The organism is Halomonas piscis (assembly GCF_031886125.1).
GTDB classification, from domain to species: Bacteria; Pseudomonadota; Gammaproteobacteria; order Pseudomonadales; family Halomonadaceae; genus Vreelandella; species Vreelandella piscis.
On the sequence record NZ_CP119391.1, the window covers coordinates 40745 to 56618 of the forward strand.

At 63.3% G+C, this 15874-nt stretch carries 12 protein-coding genes and 3 pseudogenes; 10 read left to right on the top strand and 5 right to left on the bottom strand.

What is annotated here, in order from left to right; genetic code table 11:
* The first annotated feature begins 34 nt into the window (after positions 1–34).
* The 5 genes from tviB (at position 35) to P1P91_RS00235 (ending at position 7165) form a co-directional block, all read left to right on the top strand.
* On the top strand, positions 35–1303 hold the full coding sequence (tviB, locus tag P1P91_RS00215; protein WP_311885818.1) for a Vi polysaccharide biosynthesis UDP-N-acetylglucosamine C-6 dehydrogenase TviB: 1269 nt from the start codon (positions 35–37) through the stop codon (positions 1301–1303).
* A gap of 83 nt (positions 1304–1386) precedes the next feature.
* Positions 1387–2643: an ISL3 family transposase gene (locus P1P91_RS00220; protein WP_311883192.1), complete on the top strand. Its 1257-nt coding sequence runs from the start codon at positions 1387–1389 to the stop codon at positions 2641–2643.
* Between the two features lie 74 nt (positions 2644–2717).
* Positions 2718–3848: a glycosyltransferase family 4 protein gene (locus tag P1P91_RS00225; RefSeq protein ID WP_311883723.1), complete on the top strand. Its 1131-nt coding sequence runs from the start codon at positions 2718–2720 to the stop codon at positions 3846–3848.
* A gap of 75 nt (positions 3849–3923) precedes the next feature.
* Entirely contained in the window at positions 3924–6344 is a 2421-nt protein-coding gene (locus P1P91_RS00230; protein ID WP_311883724.1) for an MraY family glycosyltransferase, read from the top strand.
* A 95-nt stretch (positions 6345–6439) separates the two neighbouring features.
* Complete coding sequence (locus P1P91_RS00235; RefSeq protein WP_311883725.1) at positions 6440–7165, top strand: ElyC/SanA/YdcF family protein; 726 nt, start codon at positions 6440–6442, stop codon at positions 7163–7165.
* Positions 7166–7394: 229 nt separating this feature from the next.
* On the opposite strand, the gene P1P91_RS00240 is transcribed toward P1P91_RS00235, so the two are convergent.
* The 4 genes from P1P91_RS00240 to P1P91_RS00255 are packed head-to-tail and all read right to left on the bottom strand — an operon-like array spanning position 7395 to position 10721.
* Positions 7395–8387: a site-specific integrase gene (locus tag P1P91_RS00240; protein ID WP_311883726.1), complete on the bottom strand. Its 993-nt coding sequence runs from the start codon at positions 8385–8387 to the stop codon at positions 7395–7397.
* Entirely contained in the window at positions 8384–9943 is a 1560-nt protein-coding gene (locus P1P91_RS00245; protein ID WP_311883727.1) for a DEAD/DEAH box helicase, read from the bottom strand. The genes P1P91_RS00240 and P1P91_RS00245 overlap by 4 nt, the downstream gene beginning before the upstream one ends.
* Complete coding sequence (locus tag P1P91_RS00250; RefSeq protein WP_311883728.1) at positions 9940–10590, bottom strand: hypothetical protein; 651 nt, start codon at positions 10588–10590, stop codon at positions 9940–9942. The genes P1P91_RS00245 and P1P91_RS00250 overlap by 4 nt, the downstream gene beginning before the upstream one ends.
* Positions 10587–10721, bottom strand: coding sequence for a hypothetical protein (locus tag P1P91_RS00255; RefSeq protein WP_311883729.1), 135 nt, complete (start codon positions 10719–10721; stop codon positions 10587–10589). The genes P1P91_RS00250 and P1P91_RS00255 overlap by 4 nt, the downstream gene beginning before the upstream one ends.
* A gap of 544 nt (positions 10722–11265) precedes the next feature.
* Between P1P91_RS00255 and P1P91_RS00260 the strand changes: the two genes are divergently transcribed.
* From P1P91_RS00260 to P1P91_RS00280, 5 genes and pseudogenes are all read left to right on the top strand, one after another.
* The gene (locus tag P1P91_RS00260) at positions 11266–11970 is read left to right on the top strand and encodes a plasmid pRiA4b ORF-3 family protein (RefSeq protein ID WP_311883730.1); all 705 of its coding nucleotides are present in this window, start codon (positions 11266–11268) and stop codon (positions 11968–11970) included.
* Positions 11971–12128: 158 nt separating this feature from the next.
* Positions 12129–12715: pseudogene (locus tag P1P91_RS00265) on the top strand (transposase); the annotation flags it as partial.
* A 198-nt stretch (positions 12716–12913) separates the two neighbouring features.
* A pseudogene (locus tag P1P91_RS00270) lies at positions 12914–14026 on the top strand (IS1380 family transposase); the annotation flags it as partial.
* Between the two features lie 58 nt (positions 14027–14084).
* Positions 14085–14480, top strand: coding sequence for a hypothetical protein (locus tag P1P91_RS00275; protein ID WP_311883731.1), 396 nt, complete (start codon positions 14085–14087; stop codon positions 14478–14480).
* Positions 14481–14638: 158 nt separating this feature from the next.
* Positions 14639–14992, top strand: a pseudogene (locus P1P91_RS00280) (IS30 family transposase); the annotation flags it as partial.
* Between the two features lie 102 nt (positions 14993–15094).
* On the opposite strand, the gene iscB reads toward P1P91_RS00280, so the two are convergent.
* Complete coding sequence (gene iscB / locus P1P91_RS00285) at positions 15095–15646, bottom strand: RNA-guided endonuclease IscB (RefSeq protein ID WP_311883732.1); 552 nt, start codon at positions 15644–15646, stop codon at positions 15095–15097.
* Between the last annotated feature and the right edge of the window lie 228 nt (positions 15647–15874).

Below are 15874 nucleotides of genomic sequence, written 5' to 3' on the forward strand. Positions count from 1 at the left end.
GTTTGCACTATTTAAGGAACTGCCCGTGTTGGAAATGCAGAATGTACGGCTGGGCGTGATCGGCCTGGGCTATGTGGGGCTGCCGCTGGCCGTCGAGTTTGGCAAGGCGCTGCCCACCCTGGGTTTTGACATCAATGCCCGGCGCATCCAGGAGCTGCGCGACGGCGTGGATCTTACCGAGGAAGTCGAGCCGGCGCTGCTGGCCGAGGCCGACCGGCTGAGCTTTACCAGCGAGATCGAGGCGCTGCGCGAGTGCAACGTCTACATCGTGACCGTGCCCACGCCCATTGATGGCAGCCGCCGCCCGGATCTTACCCCGCTGCTCAAGGCCAGCGAGACCCTGGGCCAGGTGGTGGCCAGGGGTGACGTGGTGATCTACGAGTCCACCGTCTACCCCGGCGCTACCGAGGAAGACTGCATTCCCATTATCGAGCGGGTGTCGGGCCTGGCCTGCAATCGCGATTTTTTCGCCGGCTACAGCCCCGAGCGCATTAACCCGGGCGACAAGCAGCACCGGGTAACCACCATCAAGAAGGTGACCTCGGGCTCTACGCCGGAAGCCGCCGAGTTCATCGATGCCCTGTACTGCCGGGTAATTACCGCCGGCACTCACAAGGCCAGCTCCATCGCCGTGGCCGAAGCTGCCAAGGTTATCGAGAATACCCAGCGCGACGTCAACATCGCCCTGATCAACGAGCTGGCGGTCATCTTCAACCGCCTGGGGCTGGATACCGAAGAAGTGCTGGAAGCCGCCGGTACCAAGTGGAACTTTCTGCCGTTTCGCCCGGGGCTGGTGGGCGGGCACTGCATCGGCGTGGACCCCTACTACCTGACTCACAAGGCTCAGCAGGTGGGTTACCACCCGGAGATGATTCTTGCCGGGCGGCGCCTTAACGACGGCATGGGCGCCTACGTGGCCAGCCAGCTGATCAAGCAGATGATCAAGGAGCGCATCCACGTGGAAGGCGCTCGGGTGCTGGTCATGGGGCTGACGTTCAAGGAAAACTGCCCGGACCTGCGCAATACCCGGGTGGTGGATATTATCGCCGAGCTTGCCGACTACAACGTGGCGGTGGATGTCTTTGACCCCCAGGTCAACAAGGGCGAAGCCGAAGCCGAGTACGGTATTCGCCCGGTAGCAGAGCCGCAGCCCGGCGCCTACGATGCCATCGTGCTGGCCGTGGCCCACCGCGAATTTCGCGAGCTGGGCGTTGAGGGCATTCGCGCCTGGGGCAAACCCAAGCAGGTGCTTTATGACCTGAAGTACGCGCTGGACAAAGATCAGGTCGATTTGAGGCTTTAAGAAAAGGCTCTTCGTCGTTGGGTGTGGAATTCGCCACCTGAGCTGGGCCAAAATATGGCCTCGACGACAACAGGAGGCATGGCATGGACGGTACCCAAATTCTAACGCTTGGTCTGGGACTGGAAGCCCCCTGGGCTCTCAAGGATCAACACCTGGATACCGCTGTGTCTCCTCATCGGCTAGATCTCTATGTCGAGGCCGAGCGCGGCAGCCTTTACCCCTGCCCGGAGTGCGGCGAGGCCTGTCCGGCTCACGACTTCGCCGACAGAATCTGGCGACATCTGAATTTTTTCCAGCATCACTGCTATCTGCATGCGCGCGTGCCTCGCACCAAGTGCCCCGAGCATGGCGTCAAGCGCATCGAGGTGCCCTGGGCGAGACCGGGTAGCGACTTCACTCTGCTGTTCGAGCAGGCCGCCATGTCACTGGTCAAGGAGATGCCGGTGCTGGCCGTCTCCCGGCAGTTGGAGATCTCCGATAAACGACTATGGCGCATCGTGCACCACTATGTAGGCCGCATGCTGGGAGCGCTGGACCTGAGCCGCGTGGCTACCGTCGGCGTGGATGAAACCGCCTCCCGGCGCGGGCAACGTTACGTCACCGTGTTTCTCGACATGCAGCGTCAACAGGAACCAGTCATCTTCGCCATTCCGGGCCATGGCAAGGAGGCCATCAAGGCCTTCAGCACGTTCCTGGCGACGCATGGTGGCGCGCCCGATAACGTGGCCGAAGTGGTCTGCGACATGTCAAAGCCGTTCCTCAGCGGCGTGGCTGAGAGTCTGCCCCGGGCCGAGGTGACGGTCGACTGGTTCCACATCGTGCAGACCTTCACCAGGGCGTTGGACGAGGTCCGCAAGAAGGAGCGCCGTGAGAAGGCACACCCCAAGTCCCTTCGATGGGCGATCCTGAAGAATCTGGATAATGGCAATATGACAGCCCAACAGGTCTCAGCCCTTCAGGAGTTGATCGCCGATCAAGGGGCCACGGGGGATGCCTGGGTCATCAAGGAAAAGCTGCGCTGGATCCAGAAAGCCCCCACGCCACGCGCCGCTCGGTGGCGTATTACGAACTACCTCAAGGTCATGCGAAGGGCCGTCACCGGCCAGGTACTGCTTAAGCCGATGGCGAAGGCCCTTGCGACGCTTGAGCGGCATACCGAACAGGTGGTAAGACGCTGGATATCCGGTCTGACCAACGCCCGCCTGGAAGGCATGAATGGCTTGTTCCAGGCAGCTCGATCACGTGCCCGTGGTTACCGAAATGAGGCCAACTTCATCGCGATGATCTACCTGATCGGCAGTCCTGTGGGACGCTTGCTCGATCAGGCCAAATCCACATGAAACGTCGAAGAGCCTAAGAAAAAGGCAACTTCGTCCTACTTCTGTGGCGATCATTTCCAACAGCGGATCATGACTTGAACAAGAAGCTTCTCTTTATCGTCAACGCGCCGGCTTTCTTCCTTTCACACCGCCTGCCCATCGCGCTGGCAGCCCAAGAGGCGGGCTATGAAGTGCATGTAGCAACGGCCGCCGGTGAGGCTAGCCGGGAGATTCTCGATCACGGCCTGGTGCACCATGAAGTTGCCTTGAGCCGTAGCGGGCAGCACCCCGGCAAAGAGCTGGCCACCGTTCTCAGGCTGTACCGCCTGATGCGCAGGCTCCGGCCAGCGCTGGTGCATCTGGTAACCATCAAGCCGGTTCTCTACGGCGGGCTGGCGGCTCGTTTGGCGCGGGTGCCGGCGGTGGTGGCGGCCGTGTCAGGGCTGGGGACCATTTTCATGTCCCGGGGCGGCAAGGCAAGCCTGGTCAGGCGCGTGGTCGTTTTGCTTTACCGCCTGGCGCTGGGGCACCCCAACCTGGCGGTGATCTTTCAAAACCCGGACGACCGCCAAACCTTGACCTCGCTCGGCGCCGTCAGGGAAACCCAGGCGCGGATGATTCGCGGCTCGGGGATCGATTTGAAGGAGTGCCCCTGGCTTGCGGAGCCGGCCGGGCCGCCGGTGGTTACCATGGCGGCCCGACTGCTGCGCGACAAGGGAGTTGAGGAATTTGTCGAGGCGGCGCGCCTGCTGGGCCAGCGCGGCGTGCCGGCCCGGTTTTGGCTCATTGGCTCCTGTGATCCGGGCAACCCCACCAGCGTTACGCCAGCGGAACTCGAGGCCTGGCAGGCCGAGGGCGTTGTCGAGCTGATGGGCTACCGGGACGATATCGCGCAGCAGTATTCGCGCTCGCATATCGTTTGTTTGCCGTCCTACCGGGAAGGGCTGCCGAAAAGCCTGGTGGAAGCGGCCGCCTGCGGACGCGCCGTGGTAACGACGGACGTACCCGGGTGCCGCGATGCCATCGAGCCCGACATTTCGGGTATTCTTGTACCGGCACGGGATGCCGCTGCGCTGGCAGACGCTATTCAAACGTTGGCGGAAGACGCCGAAAAGCGCCAGGCAATGGGGCGAGCGGGCCGCGATCTGGCAGAGCGGGAGTTTGCCATCGAGCGCATTGTTGGCCTGCACCTGGCCATTTATCAGGAGCTGGATAAGCAAGCGTAAGCGGCGCTGACCCAAGCACCTTCGACATCAACGTTTTACGATAGACTTTACCATGCTTTACATAACGGCAATGCCATGGCTGTAACACCGCTGCTGCCCCTGCTGGCTCTTGGCCTATCGGCGCTTTTTATCGTGCTGCTGCGCCAGCCCGCCATTGCCTTTGGGCTGGCCGACGCGCCCGGCGGGCGCAAGCAGCACCAGGGCACCGTGCCGTTGACCGGCGGCTTGGGCGTGTTTGCCGGCTTTCTTCTGGTGCAGCCGCTGTTGTCGGTGCCGGTAAGCCCGCTATTGCCGCTTTACGCCGGCATGCTGCTGCTGCTGGCCTGCGGGGTGGTCGACGACGCTCGGGATATGCGCAGCACGGTGAAGCTGGGCGTTCAGCTGGGCGCCGCCGCGCTGATGGCGCTGTGGGGGCGGCTTACCCTGGAGCATCTGGGCAGTTTTCCTTTGCTCGGCGACGTGCGGCTGAGCTGGCTGGCGGTGCCGGTGACGATTGTCGCCGTGGCGGGGCTGATCAACGCCATCAACATGATGGACGGGGTGGACGGCCTGGCCGGCGGCAGCGCGCTGAGCGTGCTGGGCTGGCTGGCTTTTGTCGCGGCGCTGCAGAGCCAGCTTTCGCTGCTCGCGGTGATCGTGACGCTGGCTTCGGCCCTGGCGGGCTTTTTGCTGTTCAACCTGCGCCACCCCTGGCGGCGCAAGGCCAGCGTGTTCATGGGCGATGCCGGCAGCATGGCGCTGGGCTTCGCCATTGCCTGGTTTGTGGTGGCGCTTTCCCAAAGCTCCCGGGCGGTGCTCAGCCCCGTGGCTTACCTCTGGGTGGTGGCGCTGCCGGTGATGGATACGCTGAGTTTGATGGTGCGTCGTCTGAGCAAGGGGCGCAGCCCCTTCTCGGCGGACCGTGACCATCTGCATCACATCTTTCTGCGCGCCGGCTTCACGCCGGGCCAGACCACCATGATCCTTATGCTGCTGGTAGCGGCGCTGGGCGGCGCGGGGGTCTCGCTCTCGCTCGCCGGGGTGCCGGATGTGCTGCTGCTGGCGGGGCTTCTGCTGGTATTTCTGCTGCACGGCCTTTTCGTGGCGCGCGCCTGGCGCACCAGCAAGGCGCTGCGCCGGTTGCACAGGGCCACTGTGGGCCGGGCCGCGCTGCATGCCGGCGCGCAGATCGTGCGGCTGCGACGCACCCGGCGAGTGGGCGGCGGCAGGCGCCAGGCCGCGCTCACTGGGCTTTATCTGATGGCTTTCGGCCTGGGGGTGAATCTCTGGCTGGTGTTTATCGGCGGCGCCCTGGCGACGGTTGCGGCGATGCTGGCCTCGCCGCTTTTCTGGCGCGACTTGCTGCGGCTGCGCCTTTTCTGGATCAGCCTGGGGCTGAGCCTCTACCTGCTGCTGCGCGGCATGATGGGCGCCGGCCTGGAGGTATCGAGCCGCGAGCCGCTGTGGTGGGGGCTATTGGCGATTACCGGGCTTGCCAGCCTGCCGCTTTCCTGGTGGCTGGCGCAGTGCCGGCTGCACTGGGGCTGGCTGATTCTAACGACGCTTGTGGGCGGTGGCTTTGGCTTTATGCGGCGCGCCGACTGGAGCCTGCTGAAGCAGGCGCAGTTCAGCCAGCCCGAGGCCTGGGGCGTGCCCTCGCAAACCGGTTTTATGGCAAGCGTCGGCCTGGTGATGGTGCTGGCGATGCTGCTGGCAAGCCTGCAGCGGCTGGGTACCGGCTGGCGCCCTTCCGCGCAGCTGCTGCTGACCTCGCTCGCCGCGGTGCTCAGCATGATCGTGCTGATGGGCACGGGTTATACCACGGCCTGGCTGGCAGCGGCTGCGGGGGGCAGCGTTTACGTGGTTGCCACCACGGTGCTGGGGCGCCATCAGGGTTATCGGTTGGGCCGGCTGGGCGTGGTGGCGCTGCTCGCGTTGCTGCTGCTGGGTACGGTCAGCCACGACTGGCTGCTGCCTACCGCCTCGCCGCTGACGCAGCGCCTGGTCGAGCCTCTGCAGGCCATCGGCCTGGGGCTGAACGGCGCTTTTGACGAGGCCCGGGCGCTGAGCCCCGGCATTGTCGAGCGGATGCGGCTGTGGGTTCAGGCGTGGCAGGTCTTTCAGGAGCATTGGCTGCTGGGCACCGGCCATCTTGCCCCGCTCTCGGAGGAAGGTACGCTGGCGGGCTATCGCGACTACGCTTCGCTGCTGGCAAGCGTGGCGACCGGCCTGGGCCTGGTGGGGCTTGTGGGCTTTACCGCGGTCGTGGTGCTGCCTTTGAAGGCGCTTGCCTGGGCCTGCCTGAACCGCCACTGGCACGCCATGTGGGGGCTTGGCATCCTCAGCTGCGGCGTTACGGTGCTGGTGCTTTGCCTGCTGGCCATGCCGCTTTACCACGCCGGCGCTACCGGCTTTATTGTGCTGCTGATCGCCGCGGCCCAGATTGCCAGCTTTCAGCGCGACTGGGCGCGCCGGCAGCGCGCGTCGGGCAAGGGCGTAATGCCTTATCCCGCCTGAATAGTTAGTGCTCTACCGCAAGAGCATGCAGTCATCTCGAACGTCGAGATAACGCCTTGTACGAGCTAGCCAAAACCTTGGCCGCCCAACTCCTGATGCCATTACCCTTTTGCCTGGGATTGTTGGCGTTAGGGGCGCTGCTGCTGAAATGCCGCTACCGGCGAGCCGGATGGTCGACCTTGGCGCTGGGAGTGGCGGTATTGACGCTGGCCAGCTGGGGGCCGGTGGCCGAGCGCTTGCTGTTACCGCTGGAAACCCGCTACCCGGCGCTTCAAGACCTGCCGGAGACGCCCCCGGCCGAAGCCGTCGTCGTCCTGGGCGGCGGCTGGCGGCCAGATGCTCCCTGGTCGAGTGTCGGGCGCTTGAATGACAGCTCCGCTATTCGGCTGACCGAGGGAATACGCCTATGGCGGCAGGCGCCTGACCTGCCGCTGATCGTTACCGGCGCCAGCCATGACCCTGAAGAGGCGCCGATTGCTCGGGGCTACGGCGAGGCCGCCAAGACGCTTGGGGTGCCCGAGGCCAGGCTGCGTATGCTTGACCGAGCCACCGACACCGGGCAGGAAGCGCAGGCGGTGCGTAAGGCGCTTGGCGAAGGCGCCACCGTGGTGCTGGTCACCTCCGCCTCGCATATGCCGCGCGCGATGCACCATTTCCAAAAGGCGGGCCTGAATCCCGTCGCCGCACCGACGCATTACTTGCTGGATGTCGGCAAACAGCATTCGCTGGGCTACTGGCTGCCCTCCGCCCGCCACCTCCACAAGACCGAACGAGCCCTGTATGAAGCGCTGGGGTTGCTGGTGGTAGAGGCCGAGCATTAGAAACAGATAATAGCTGCCCGACTTGAAGACCGGCTATTCGTCCGCAGCGACTGTATTTTCCAGGCGGACGGGCTTGCAGCCGCGCAGGGCTCCCTATACGCCACGGCATGGGAGCCTACCCCCCATGATCTCCACCAATAAGAAAGCCCGGCCATTGCCGGGCTTTCTGGCATCTGGAGCCGCTAATTTCAGCAAATGGTGGAGAAGCCAAGTACCCCCCCAGCCGAACCTACAGGCTGAAAAAGTCGCCCCCATGATTTTCGAACTGATCGGCGATGCGAATGTACTTTTCAAACGTCCGCTGATCACGATGACCGCTGACGCGCTTGATCTGTACATCACTCTTCCCGCGCATGTAAGCCTCGGTGATAAACCCCGCCCGGAAGCTGTGCGGCGAATACCCCTCCTCTGTCAGTCCCGCGGCTTCCAGCCCCTGGCGCATGCGCACTGCCAGCGTATTGGCACTCATCCGCCCGGCGCCGATACGCCCCCTGCGCGTCACGGCCCGGAAGACCGCGCCCTTGCGAATCCCCGACGCGGCCAGCCAGTTTTCCAGCATGGTGACCGGGCAGTAACGCGTCCCCGGCGGCGCCCGCATGATGCTCTTGGTCTCGATACGCCCGGAGCGATTGGTTTTGCTGTAATGCAACGTGATAATCACCCCCTCGGGACGCCACTCCAGATCCTCGAGCGCAATCACCACCACCTCGCTGCGCCGAAACGCCCCGTAAAAGCTGAGCAGAAACATCGCACTGTCGCGCAGGCCATACAGGGTGTCGCCATCCTGGGCATCCAGCAGCTGATGCAGCTCCCTGAGCCGCAACGCCGGCGCTGAAGCCTGCCGGGTATCCCGGCTTTTCTTGATGCCCCGCATCACGCTGCGCACCGCCATCGTCTTCACCGGCGACGGCACGTTGTGATAGCGATGCCACATGTGCAGCGAGTTGGCATAACGCTCCAGAGTCGCCGGCTTCTTGCCCCGCCGATTCTGCGCCGACAGAAAGTTGGCAATATCGATCTCGGTGGCGGGCAGCACGCCCCCCGCCTTCTGATAGACCCGCAGGTCGGAACGCATACCGCGTACCGTATTCGGCGACACGCTCTCCGAAAGCAGGCGCCGAGCCTCCCGGGACAACCCTGCCACCGGGGCCGTCACGGCCCCCTGATCGTACGGACTGGGGCGGCGGGTCACCAGATGCTGCTGTGAACGACGCTGTGTCATGACCCATCCTCCCCTGTATTTGTCAGCCGCAAGGCGATCAGGCGCTCAAAGAACGCTTCCGAAAACGCCACATCAGGCGCCACGCCCACTGACCGCTGCGCCTCGTCCTCCCCCCAACTGACGGCTACCTCCTCGGCCGACGAAGCGGTAGGCGGCACCGCCTCCGCACCGGCCGGCGCCTGAGCGGCTGATGGCGCTTCCTCGGATGGCACGGCACCACCCCCGTCCACGGACACCGAGGTATCGGCGCCTGCCGACACGGTGGCCAGGTCCTGCGGCAGGTCGTCACTCAGCCGCCGTGCCATCTGCGCCAGCCACGTATCGTTCAGCGCATAGAAAAAGCTATCCCGGTCGTCATCCCCGCACCGTCGAAGGAGGCGCCCGAGCACCTGACGAAAATATTGCTCGGTACGAATATGGCTCAGATAACAGCAAACGCGGAGTCGAGGAATATCCACCCCTTCCGCGACCATGCCCACGGACACGATCCAGGGCGCGGACGATTCACGAAAGGCTTTCAGCCGCGCATGCGAAGACGGATCACGGCTGGTCACCAGGCAAACGTCATAGCCGATGGCCTCCAGCTGCTGCGTGACCTCCTCGGCGTGCGCGATGTCGGCCGCCACGACCAGTCCCGCCGCGCTCGGATCCTGCCGACGTAACGCGTCGAGCTGCTGGCCACCCAGCGTCAGCAGGCGCTGCATGGGCACACTCAGACGCACCAGAGTGGGATAATCCATTGTCGGGTGTCGCAGCAGCTGCGGAATGCTCGAGTAGCGGCGAGTTTCCTGCCGTCCGGTACCGGGGTGGAAGTCCGTCAGCTTGATGGCACGGTTGTCGACCAGCTGCACGTGAGGATACCGACAGACCCCGTCGCGAATGGCTTCCCGGAGGGGATAAACGAAGTCCGGCTGCAGCCGCTGCACCGGCACGGCCTCGTCGCTGTTCGCCTCCCACCCGGCGTCGGCTGAGGTGTCACCCGCCTCCGCGTCCGTCGACGACGCCTCGGCGACGTCCAGATAACGCAGCAGCGGCAGACAGCTGCCATCGGTACGCCACGGCGTCCCCGACAGCGCCAGGGTGTAGGTCATATGACGCTCAAGGGCCATCAGTGCCATGCCCCACTGATTGGGCCCCTCGCCACCGGTACGACCGGCGGCATGATGGCTCTCATCCCAGATCAGCAGTACCCGATGCCGCTGGCCCAGCTGTTTCAGCGCCTCCAGGCGACCCGCCAACGCATGGTAGGTCAGGCTCGCTCCCACGGCGCCCAGCTGTCCGTTCATGGGCCGGGCAAGGTGTGATTCCAGGGTCTCGACCGCCGCCCGGACCACGGCCCGGGTCGGGCCGAGGTACAGCACGTGATCAATATCGCCGCGGGCGATCAAGGCATTGGCCAGTTCCGCCGCCAGGCGCATCTTCCCGGCGCCCGGTGTCGCCTGACACAGGAAATGCGGGTGGGCTGTCGACAGCGACGCCAGCGCTTGTGTCAGGCAGGCAGCCTGCCAGGTGCGCAAGGGCGGCTGCGCGTGCTGTGATGATGGAGAGCGCTTCATGTGAGACCTCCCTGATCGTCCGATCCCCCTTGGGATGCGCTGTGAGATGACAGCGCCCGACGCAGCTTCAGATTGGCTTCCCACTGCCCCTGAAGGGTGCCGTTTTTGTCGATAGCCGCCTCCAGTAACAGCGCAATGGCGGCTCGGTCATCGGGGAACTGTGTGATCAGGCGCTTGTAATGTTCCGCCTCGCCCATGGCGACCTGCATGGCCGCCTGCAAGCGGCGGCGTTCCTGTTCCAGATGGGCCATCAGGACCGCCCTGTCCGTCGAAGGTGACTCGGACGATTCATCGGAAGGAGGGGTGGTTGACGGTTCCGCGGACGCCTCGCAGCCGGCGACCTCCGGACGCATCCGGAACCATTTGGGGCGCCTGCCGGCGACACCGACCTCATCGACCAGCTCATGGTTCTGCAGCGTTTTGAGTCGGTCGCGGATGCGGTAACGCAGCAGGTGATCATCGATACCTTCCAGCTCGGGCAGCTGCAGCAACACGTCACGCACCTCGGGAATACTGAAGCGGGCTTGTGACAGCGCATAGCCATACAGCTGGTGGTCGAGCGCCTCGGCAACCATCCGATCCCGGGGATTCGGATAGTGACGGCGCTTGCGGGGCAGGACGGTAGCCATATCAACGCGCGGACTCATTCGCTCACCTCCTGCTCCGCTTTTTGGGCACTCGCATCGGCGGCACGCAAAAGACGTTCGGCCTTGCGCATATGAGCGTTATAGCGGCGGTAGCGAACAGCCAAACTGCTGTTGGAGGCCAGGGCGGACATGGCCATGGCGCGGTGGGCGGCAGCACGCGCACGGCGATTGCTGCGGTAAGGGAATGCGGTCAAGTGGACCATAGGTACAGCTCCTTTCTGTTGGAGCCGTCCCCGCTGTCGCCAAACAGGATGGGGGCGGCCGTACGCGGGTTGGCGAACCGGCCAGAAAGGATACCGGCAGACCCGAAGGTCTCCCACGCACGACCGCCATCGACATGGCAGGCAAAGAAAAAGCGCCTACCATGGTAGCGGCGCTTGTGCGCCTTTCTGGATTCGGGTCGCCAAACCCGATCGAGCAATGCGGCTCGATATCTGTACAGTAGCAACGCTCTTTGGGCGTGTAAAGCCTTGGCTGCTTTGTGTCATGCGCGATGACGAGTGAGGTGAGCGGCCGTTCGATCCGAGCATGCTGAGTCAACGGGCGTGGGTGTCGCCTCATTCGTATGCCTTCCGTACCCCACGGCCCTTGGGTTATCAAATCTTCGTTTCGGGGGCTGGCTCCGCAGAGGTCACGCGTTATCATGGCGCCAATCGTTTTTTCCGGAGAGCTTGTATGGCCGATATTCGCCTGCGCATTGAACTGCTTCATACTGACCCACTTGTCTGGCGTCGTGTGGTAGTACCAGAGCAGATTAATCTGCACCGCTTGCACGAGCTGATCCAGGACGTGATGGGCTGGGCGGACTGTCACCTGTACGAATTCGAGTGCAATGGCCGTTTCTACGGCGAGCCTGACGAGTGGAGCGACCGGCCTATCGCGCTATCACGCAACGCCAAACTCAAGGCGGTTGCAGCACGCGCCAAGGACAATGCGTTTCACTATCTATACGACTTCGGCGACGGCTGGGAGCATCGCATTGTCATCGAGGAGACGGCGCTGGAAAAATCCGACCCCTGCCCGCGGTTTATTGACGGCGCAATGGCCTGTCCGCCCGAAGACATTGGCGGCACGATAGGCTATGAAGCGTTGAAGGCAGCTGTCGCCGGCGAGTCGGATGAACACGGCCGGGAGATACTGGAGGTACTCGATGGCCAGTTCGACCCCGAGGCATTGGATGAGGCCGAGATTGCCGACATGCTCGTGCCCTTTCAGGCCAGCTTTCGGCGCCTCGGCGATGCGCCTCGCGAACCACGCTCGGTACTGTCGGAACCGTCACAAGCTCTTGATATGGAACAGTCGCTCAAGGCACAAGGCATCCATAGCATGGAGGCGTTAATGCAAGCCTTGCAGAAAGAGAGTGACAAAAATCGCAAGTGATCCTCCGCCAGCCCGACAGAGCAAATAGTGCGGGCGACGCCGGTGCCGCGGTCGATGACCCAGCTACCGCCGTGGTACATCTTGCCGGTGTGCCCCTACAAGCTGACCTGCACCGTTGCCGCCCATCATAGCAGCTACGTGGATCAACCAGGAGAGCTCACGGGACTCGCACCTACTCGCCGCTGGTCGCCTTACTGGCTGAAATTGACGACATGGTCGGCGGCCTGCTGCGCCAAGACAACGCCGGCCCAGCCGGGAATGCCGACACCTGGGCCTCCCATCTGGTGAAGCGGCTCAACGAACGCAACGGCGCCCAGGTTCGGGTGCGCATCGATGCCTGGCTCACCGACAACGACACACTGGAGACGCTGGAAGACTGCAATATCGCGTATCCGGGCCAGCTGCGTAGTCACACCGGTCTACAGAAGCTGGCGGCACCGCTCCTGAAGCAGTCACCTGGGTCGGCCACCCGAACAGCCTCGCGAGTGGTGCCACGATCTGGAGTACCAGACCCGGTTTCTGGTCGGCGCCAAGGCGCGTGGTGTTGGTGGTGCAGGCACGCCCTAATGGCCTGCTGGAACAGCAGACCTGGCAAGGCTGGAGCCTGAGCCAGATGCGCGAGCAGATGCTGAAAGTGGCCGCCACGCTGAGACTGCACGCTTGGCGAATCGCCGGTCATCTTGGTGCCGCCGCCGACAAGTGGTGGCCAACATTGCTGAAAGGGCTGCCAAGGCGACCGCGCTGAGTTGACGCCCGGCTAGACGACTTCAGGATTTAGAATCGAGCGACAACGGTAAAAGGCCGGTGGTCATGGCTGCGTTGACGGTCGCGATCGATTCCAAAAAGCTATAAAGAAGCAGAAAAATGGCTGTGTTAACCCGGCTTATTCATGAGGCAGGGCAGGAAATGAAGATGGCGAGTGGCTTTCTCTTGTAGAATCAATATGTTCCTAGCAGAACATGATTCAAGAGGACCACTCGCCATGGGTGAAACCATAACGACCTGGTCGCCCTCGTGCAACGGCTCTGTCCGTGTCGAGCTGAGCGGCCACCGCACCACCAGCGACAGCGGCGCCCTGCTGCTGCGTGAAGCCCTCGACAGCAGCGGTGTGATCGAAGCGCTCAAAGACAACCTTATCGATCGACGCCACCCACTGCGCATCCGCCATTCGCTGGCCAGTCAGCTGCGCACTCTGGTGCTGCAGCGAGCGATGGGCTGGATCGATCTCAGAGATACCGACACGCTGCGGCGTGATCCACTCTGGCAGCTGGCCTGCAGCGATGCGCGCGGGATGACGCCCTTGGCGCAGGACCGGCCATCTCAAGCCACGCTGTCGAGGCTGCTGACCTGCCTCGGGCGCAACGACAACATCGATGCCGTGCACGAAGGCTTGTTGCGACTGGTGGTCTGGCGCCTGACCTCGCTGAAGAATGGCGAACGTCCCAAGCAACTGACGCTGGATATCGATGGCCTGCCGATCGAGGTCCACGGTCACCAAGGCGGTTCGGCGTATCACGAGCTTTACGGCGCACGGATCTACTCACCACTGGTGGCCTCGCTGGCCGAGACCGGCGACATGCTGGGCGGGCTGCTGCGCGAGGGCAACGCCGGTCCGGCCGAGAATGCCGATACCTGGATTCCACACCTGGTACGCCGGCTCAACGAGAGCCTCGGAGCCAGAGTTCGCGTGCGCATCGACGCCGGTTTCACCGACAACGACACGCTGCAGGCCCTCGAAGAGCGCGACATCGAGTACCTGGGCCGGCTGCGCAGCCACTCGGGCCTGCAGAAGCTGGCGTCCCCGCACTTGAAACGGTCACGAGGCCGGCCGCCCGAGCAGCCTCGGGAATGGTGCCACGACCTGGAGTACCAGGCCGGTTCCTGGCCGACGCCGCGGCGCGTGGTGCTGGTGGTGCAGGAACGCCCCGATGACTTGTTGTTGCATGCTTTCTTCCTGGTCACCAACCTCGGCAAGTTCGACTGGCCGCCGGAGAAGGTCCTGGCGCTCTACCGCAAGCGCGGCAGCGCCGAGGCGCACATGGGCGAGGTGAAGTCGCGATGACTGTCAAGCTTGTTGGAACACGGAATCAGGCAGCTTCTAATCGCTGATCCTGTTGAACCAGCGGGGCATCCTGGTTGGTGTTCAGCCAGACCGTCCGGCGCGGCGCCCAGTTGCGGGTGGCACGGCTTCACCGCCCCGGAACCTGCAGCACCATCACAGCGGGCTGGCTGGCTTCACGCCGGAGCAGGTCTTCACCGGCCGATATCGCGACATTGCGGAGGTCCGTCAGCGAGCGCTCGATGACAGCTTCGCGGCGCACCCCGAGCGGTTCCTACGCGGGCGCCCCAAGGTGGCGATGCCACCGGACAGTGTCTCGATAAATCCGGTACAGCCCGATGACGACGATCCGACCCCCTACAGCGTGGTGAACTTCCCGACGCTGTCAGCGGCCAGTGATACCGCGACCAAATCGACATTAATTTTTAACGATGTGTCCAAATCAGGTTGACAGGTTCCGTGTCTCGATCAATCCGGTACAGCCCGATGACGACGACCCGGCCCCCTACAGCGTGGTGAACTTCCCAACGCTGTCAGCGGCCGGTGGTACCGCGACGAAATCGACATTAATTTTTAACGACGTGTCCAAATCAGGTTGACAGGTTCCGCATGATTCGGCTGCTAAAACCTCGCCGCGGTGCTGTCCAGACCATCACCCTGGACAACGGCTCGGAATTCGCTGATCACGAGACCGTGGCCCAGGCGGTAACGGCAGCGACGTACTTCTGCGATCCCTACTGCTCCGGGCAGCGTGGGACCAATGAGAACACCAATGGCTTGATACGACAGTACTTCCCCAAGGGAACGGACTTTCGACAGGTCACCGATGCCAAGCTGCGCAAGGTGGTCGAGAAGCTGAATGACCGACCCCGAAAGCGTCTCGGCTATCGCACACCGGCACAGGTGTTCCTGGGGGAATATTCAGGAGCCCTGGATACCGCAGGTGCTGCGCTTGTTGCTTGAATTCAGGACTTCCAGTGGGGTGTCGGTATCACCACAGTAGGCGCACTCGCGCCCCCATTTTTCCAGCAGGTACTCGCGTACCTCATAGCCCAGCAGCGTGCCTTACTGGTACTCAAGGCCACGGATCTCCGGGTTTTCCAGCTTTTGGGTGTCAAAGCGTACCAGCTCCTGGCTGATGGCTGTTATCGGCGCCAAACGCCCCAGCCAGTTTACCCAACCCATGACAGTATCCACCCGATGTTGCAGGCTTGGCGCCAGCCAGCCTGTCGACCTGGTACGATGATTGAAACGCGGCGCCCGGTAGCGCAGGTTCCTTGACCGGCGACGGCGGCGAAAGGCGGCGCGTTGTTCCAACGCCTTCTTGATCTGAAGACCGCGATGCACCAACTCGAACAGGCACAGCACATGGCGCTGCTGGTCGTCTGGCCTGGCACCGTCCGCCTCGCGCATCAACGCGAGTCCCATGGTTTTGCTGCCGGGATCAATGCCCAGACGAAGCGCCTGCGTCTCGCCGCCGATGCGGTCTGTTAACCGAATCGTGAACGGATAGCGCTTATGCACCACAGCGCGACCGCGATCCCGCAGCAACCGAGCGCGCTTTTCGCTGCACGGCATCAAGGGTTGCCTGTGTTTGTCCAATACGAAAACCGCCATGCGATCTTCTCCGGTGTTAATGCCCTTACGGGCCTTGTGTCGCGGATCGTTCGATCCGTCTCCCCTCGGGAATGTCGATAACCGGCTCCTGCCTGACGGCAGCGATCGGGACCTTCGGCGTTTTACCTTGCGCCAGCATGATCCCGACCTTTCAGTGCCACGGACTGAGGAAGTATCCGTGGGTGAGTCCTGGCGACCTGTCATCCACGTAGCGGGTTGGGCGATCGC

Bases quoted from the DNA above. Each gene is read 5' to 3' on its own strand.
- P1P91_RS00235 (WP_311883725.1), top strand. From the start codon at position 6,440: ATGCCATTACCCTTTTGCCTGGGATTGTTGGCGTTAGGGGCGCTGCTG.
- P1P91_RS00240 (WP_311883726.1), bottom strand. From the start codon at position 8,387: ATGACACAGCGTCGTTCACAGCAGCATCTGGTGACCCGCCGCCCCAGT.
- P1P91_RS00255 (WP_311883729.1), bottom strand. From the start codon at position 10,721: ATGTCCGCCCTGGCCTCCAACAGCAGTTTGGCTGTTCGCTACCGCCGC.
- P1P91_RS00230 (WP_311883724.1), top strand. From the start codon at position 3,924: ATGGCTGTAACACCGCTGCTGCCCCTGCTGGCTCTTGGCCTATCGGCG.
- P1P91_RS00220 (WP_311883192.1), top strand. From the start codon at position 1,387: ATGGACGGTACCCAAATTCTAACGCTTGGTCTGGGACTGGAAGCCCCC.
- P1P91_RS00245 (WP_311883727.1), bottom strand. From the start codon at position 9,943: ATGAAGCGCTCTCCATCATCACAGCACGCGCAGCCGCCCTTGCGCACC.
- P1P91_RS00250 (WP_311883728.1), bottom strand. From the start codon at position 10,590: ATGAGTCCGCGCGTTGATATGGCTACCGTCCTGCCCCGCAAGCGCCGT.
- tviB (WP_311885818.1), top strand. From the start codon at position 35: ATGCAGAATGTACGGCTGGGCGTGATCGGCCTGGGCTATGTGGGGCTG.
- iscB (WP_311883732.1), bottom strand. From the start codon at position 15,646: ATGGCGGTTTTCGTATTGGACAAACACAGGCAACCCTTGATGCCGTGC.
- P1P91_RS00260 (WP_311883730.1), top strand. From the start codon at position 11,266: ATGGCCGATATTCGCCTGCGCATTGAACTGCTTCATACTGACCCACTT.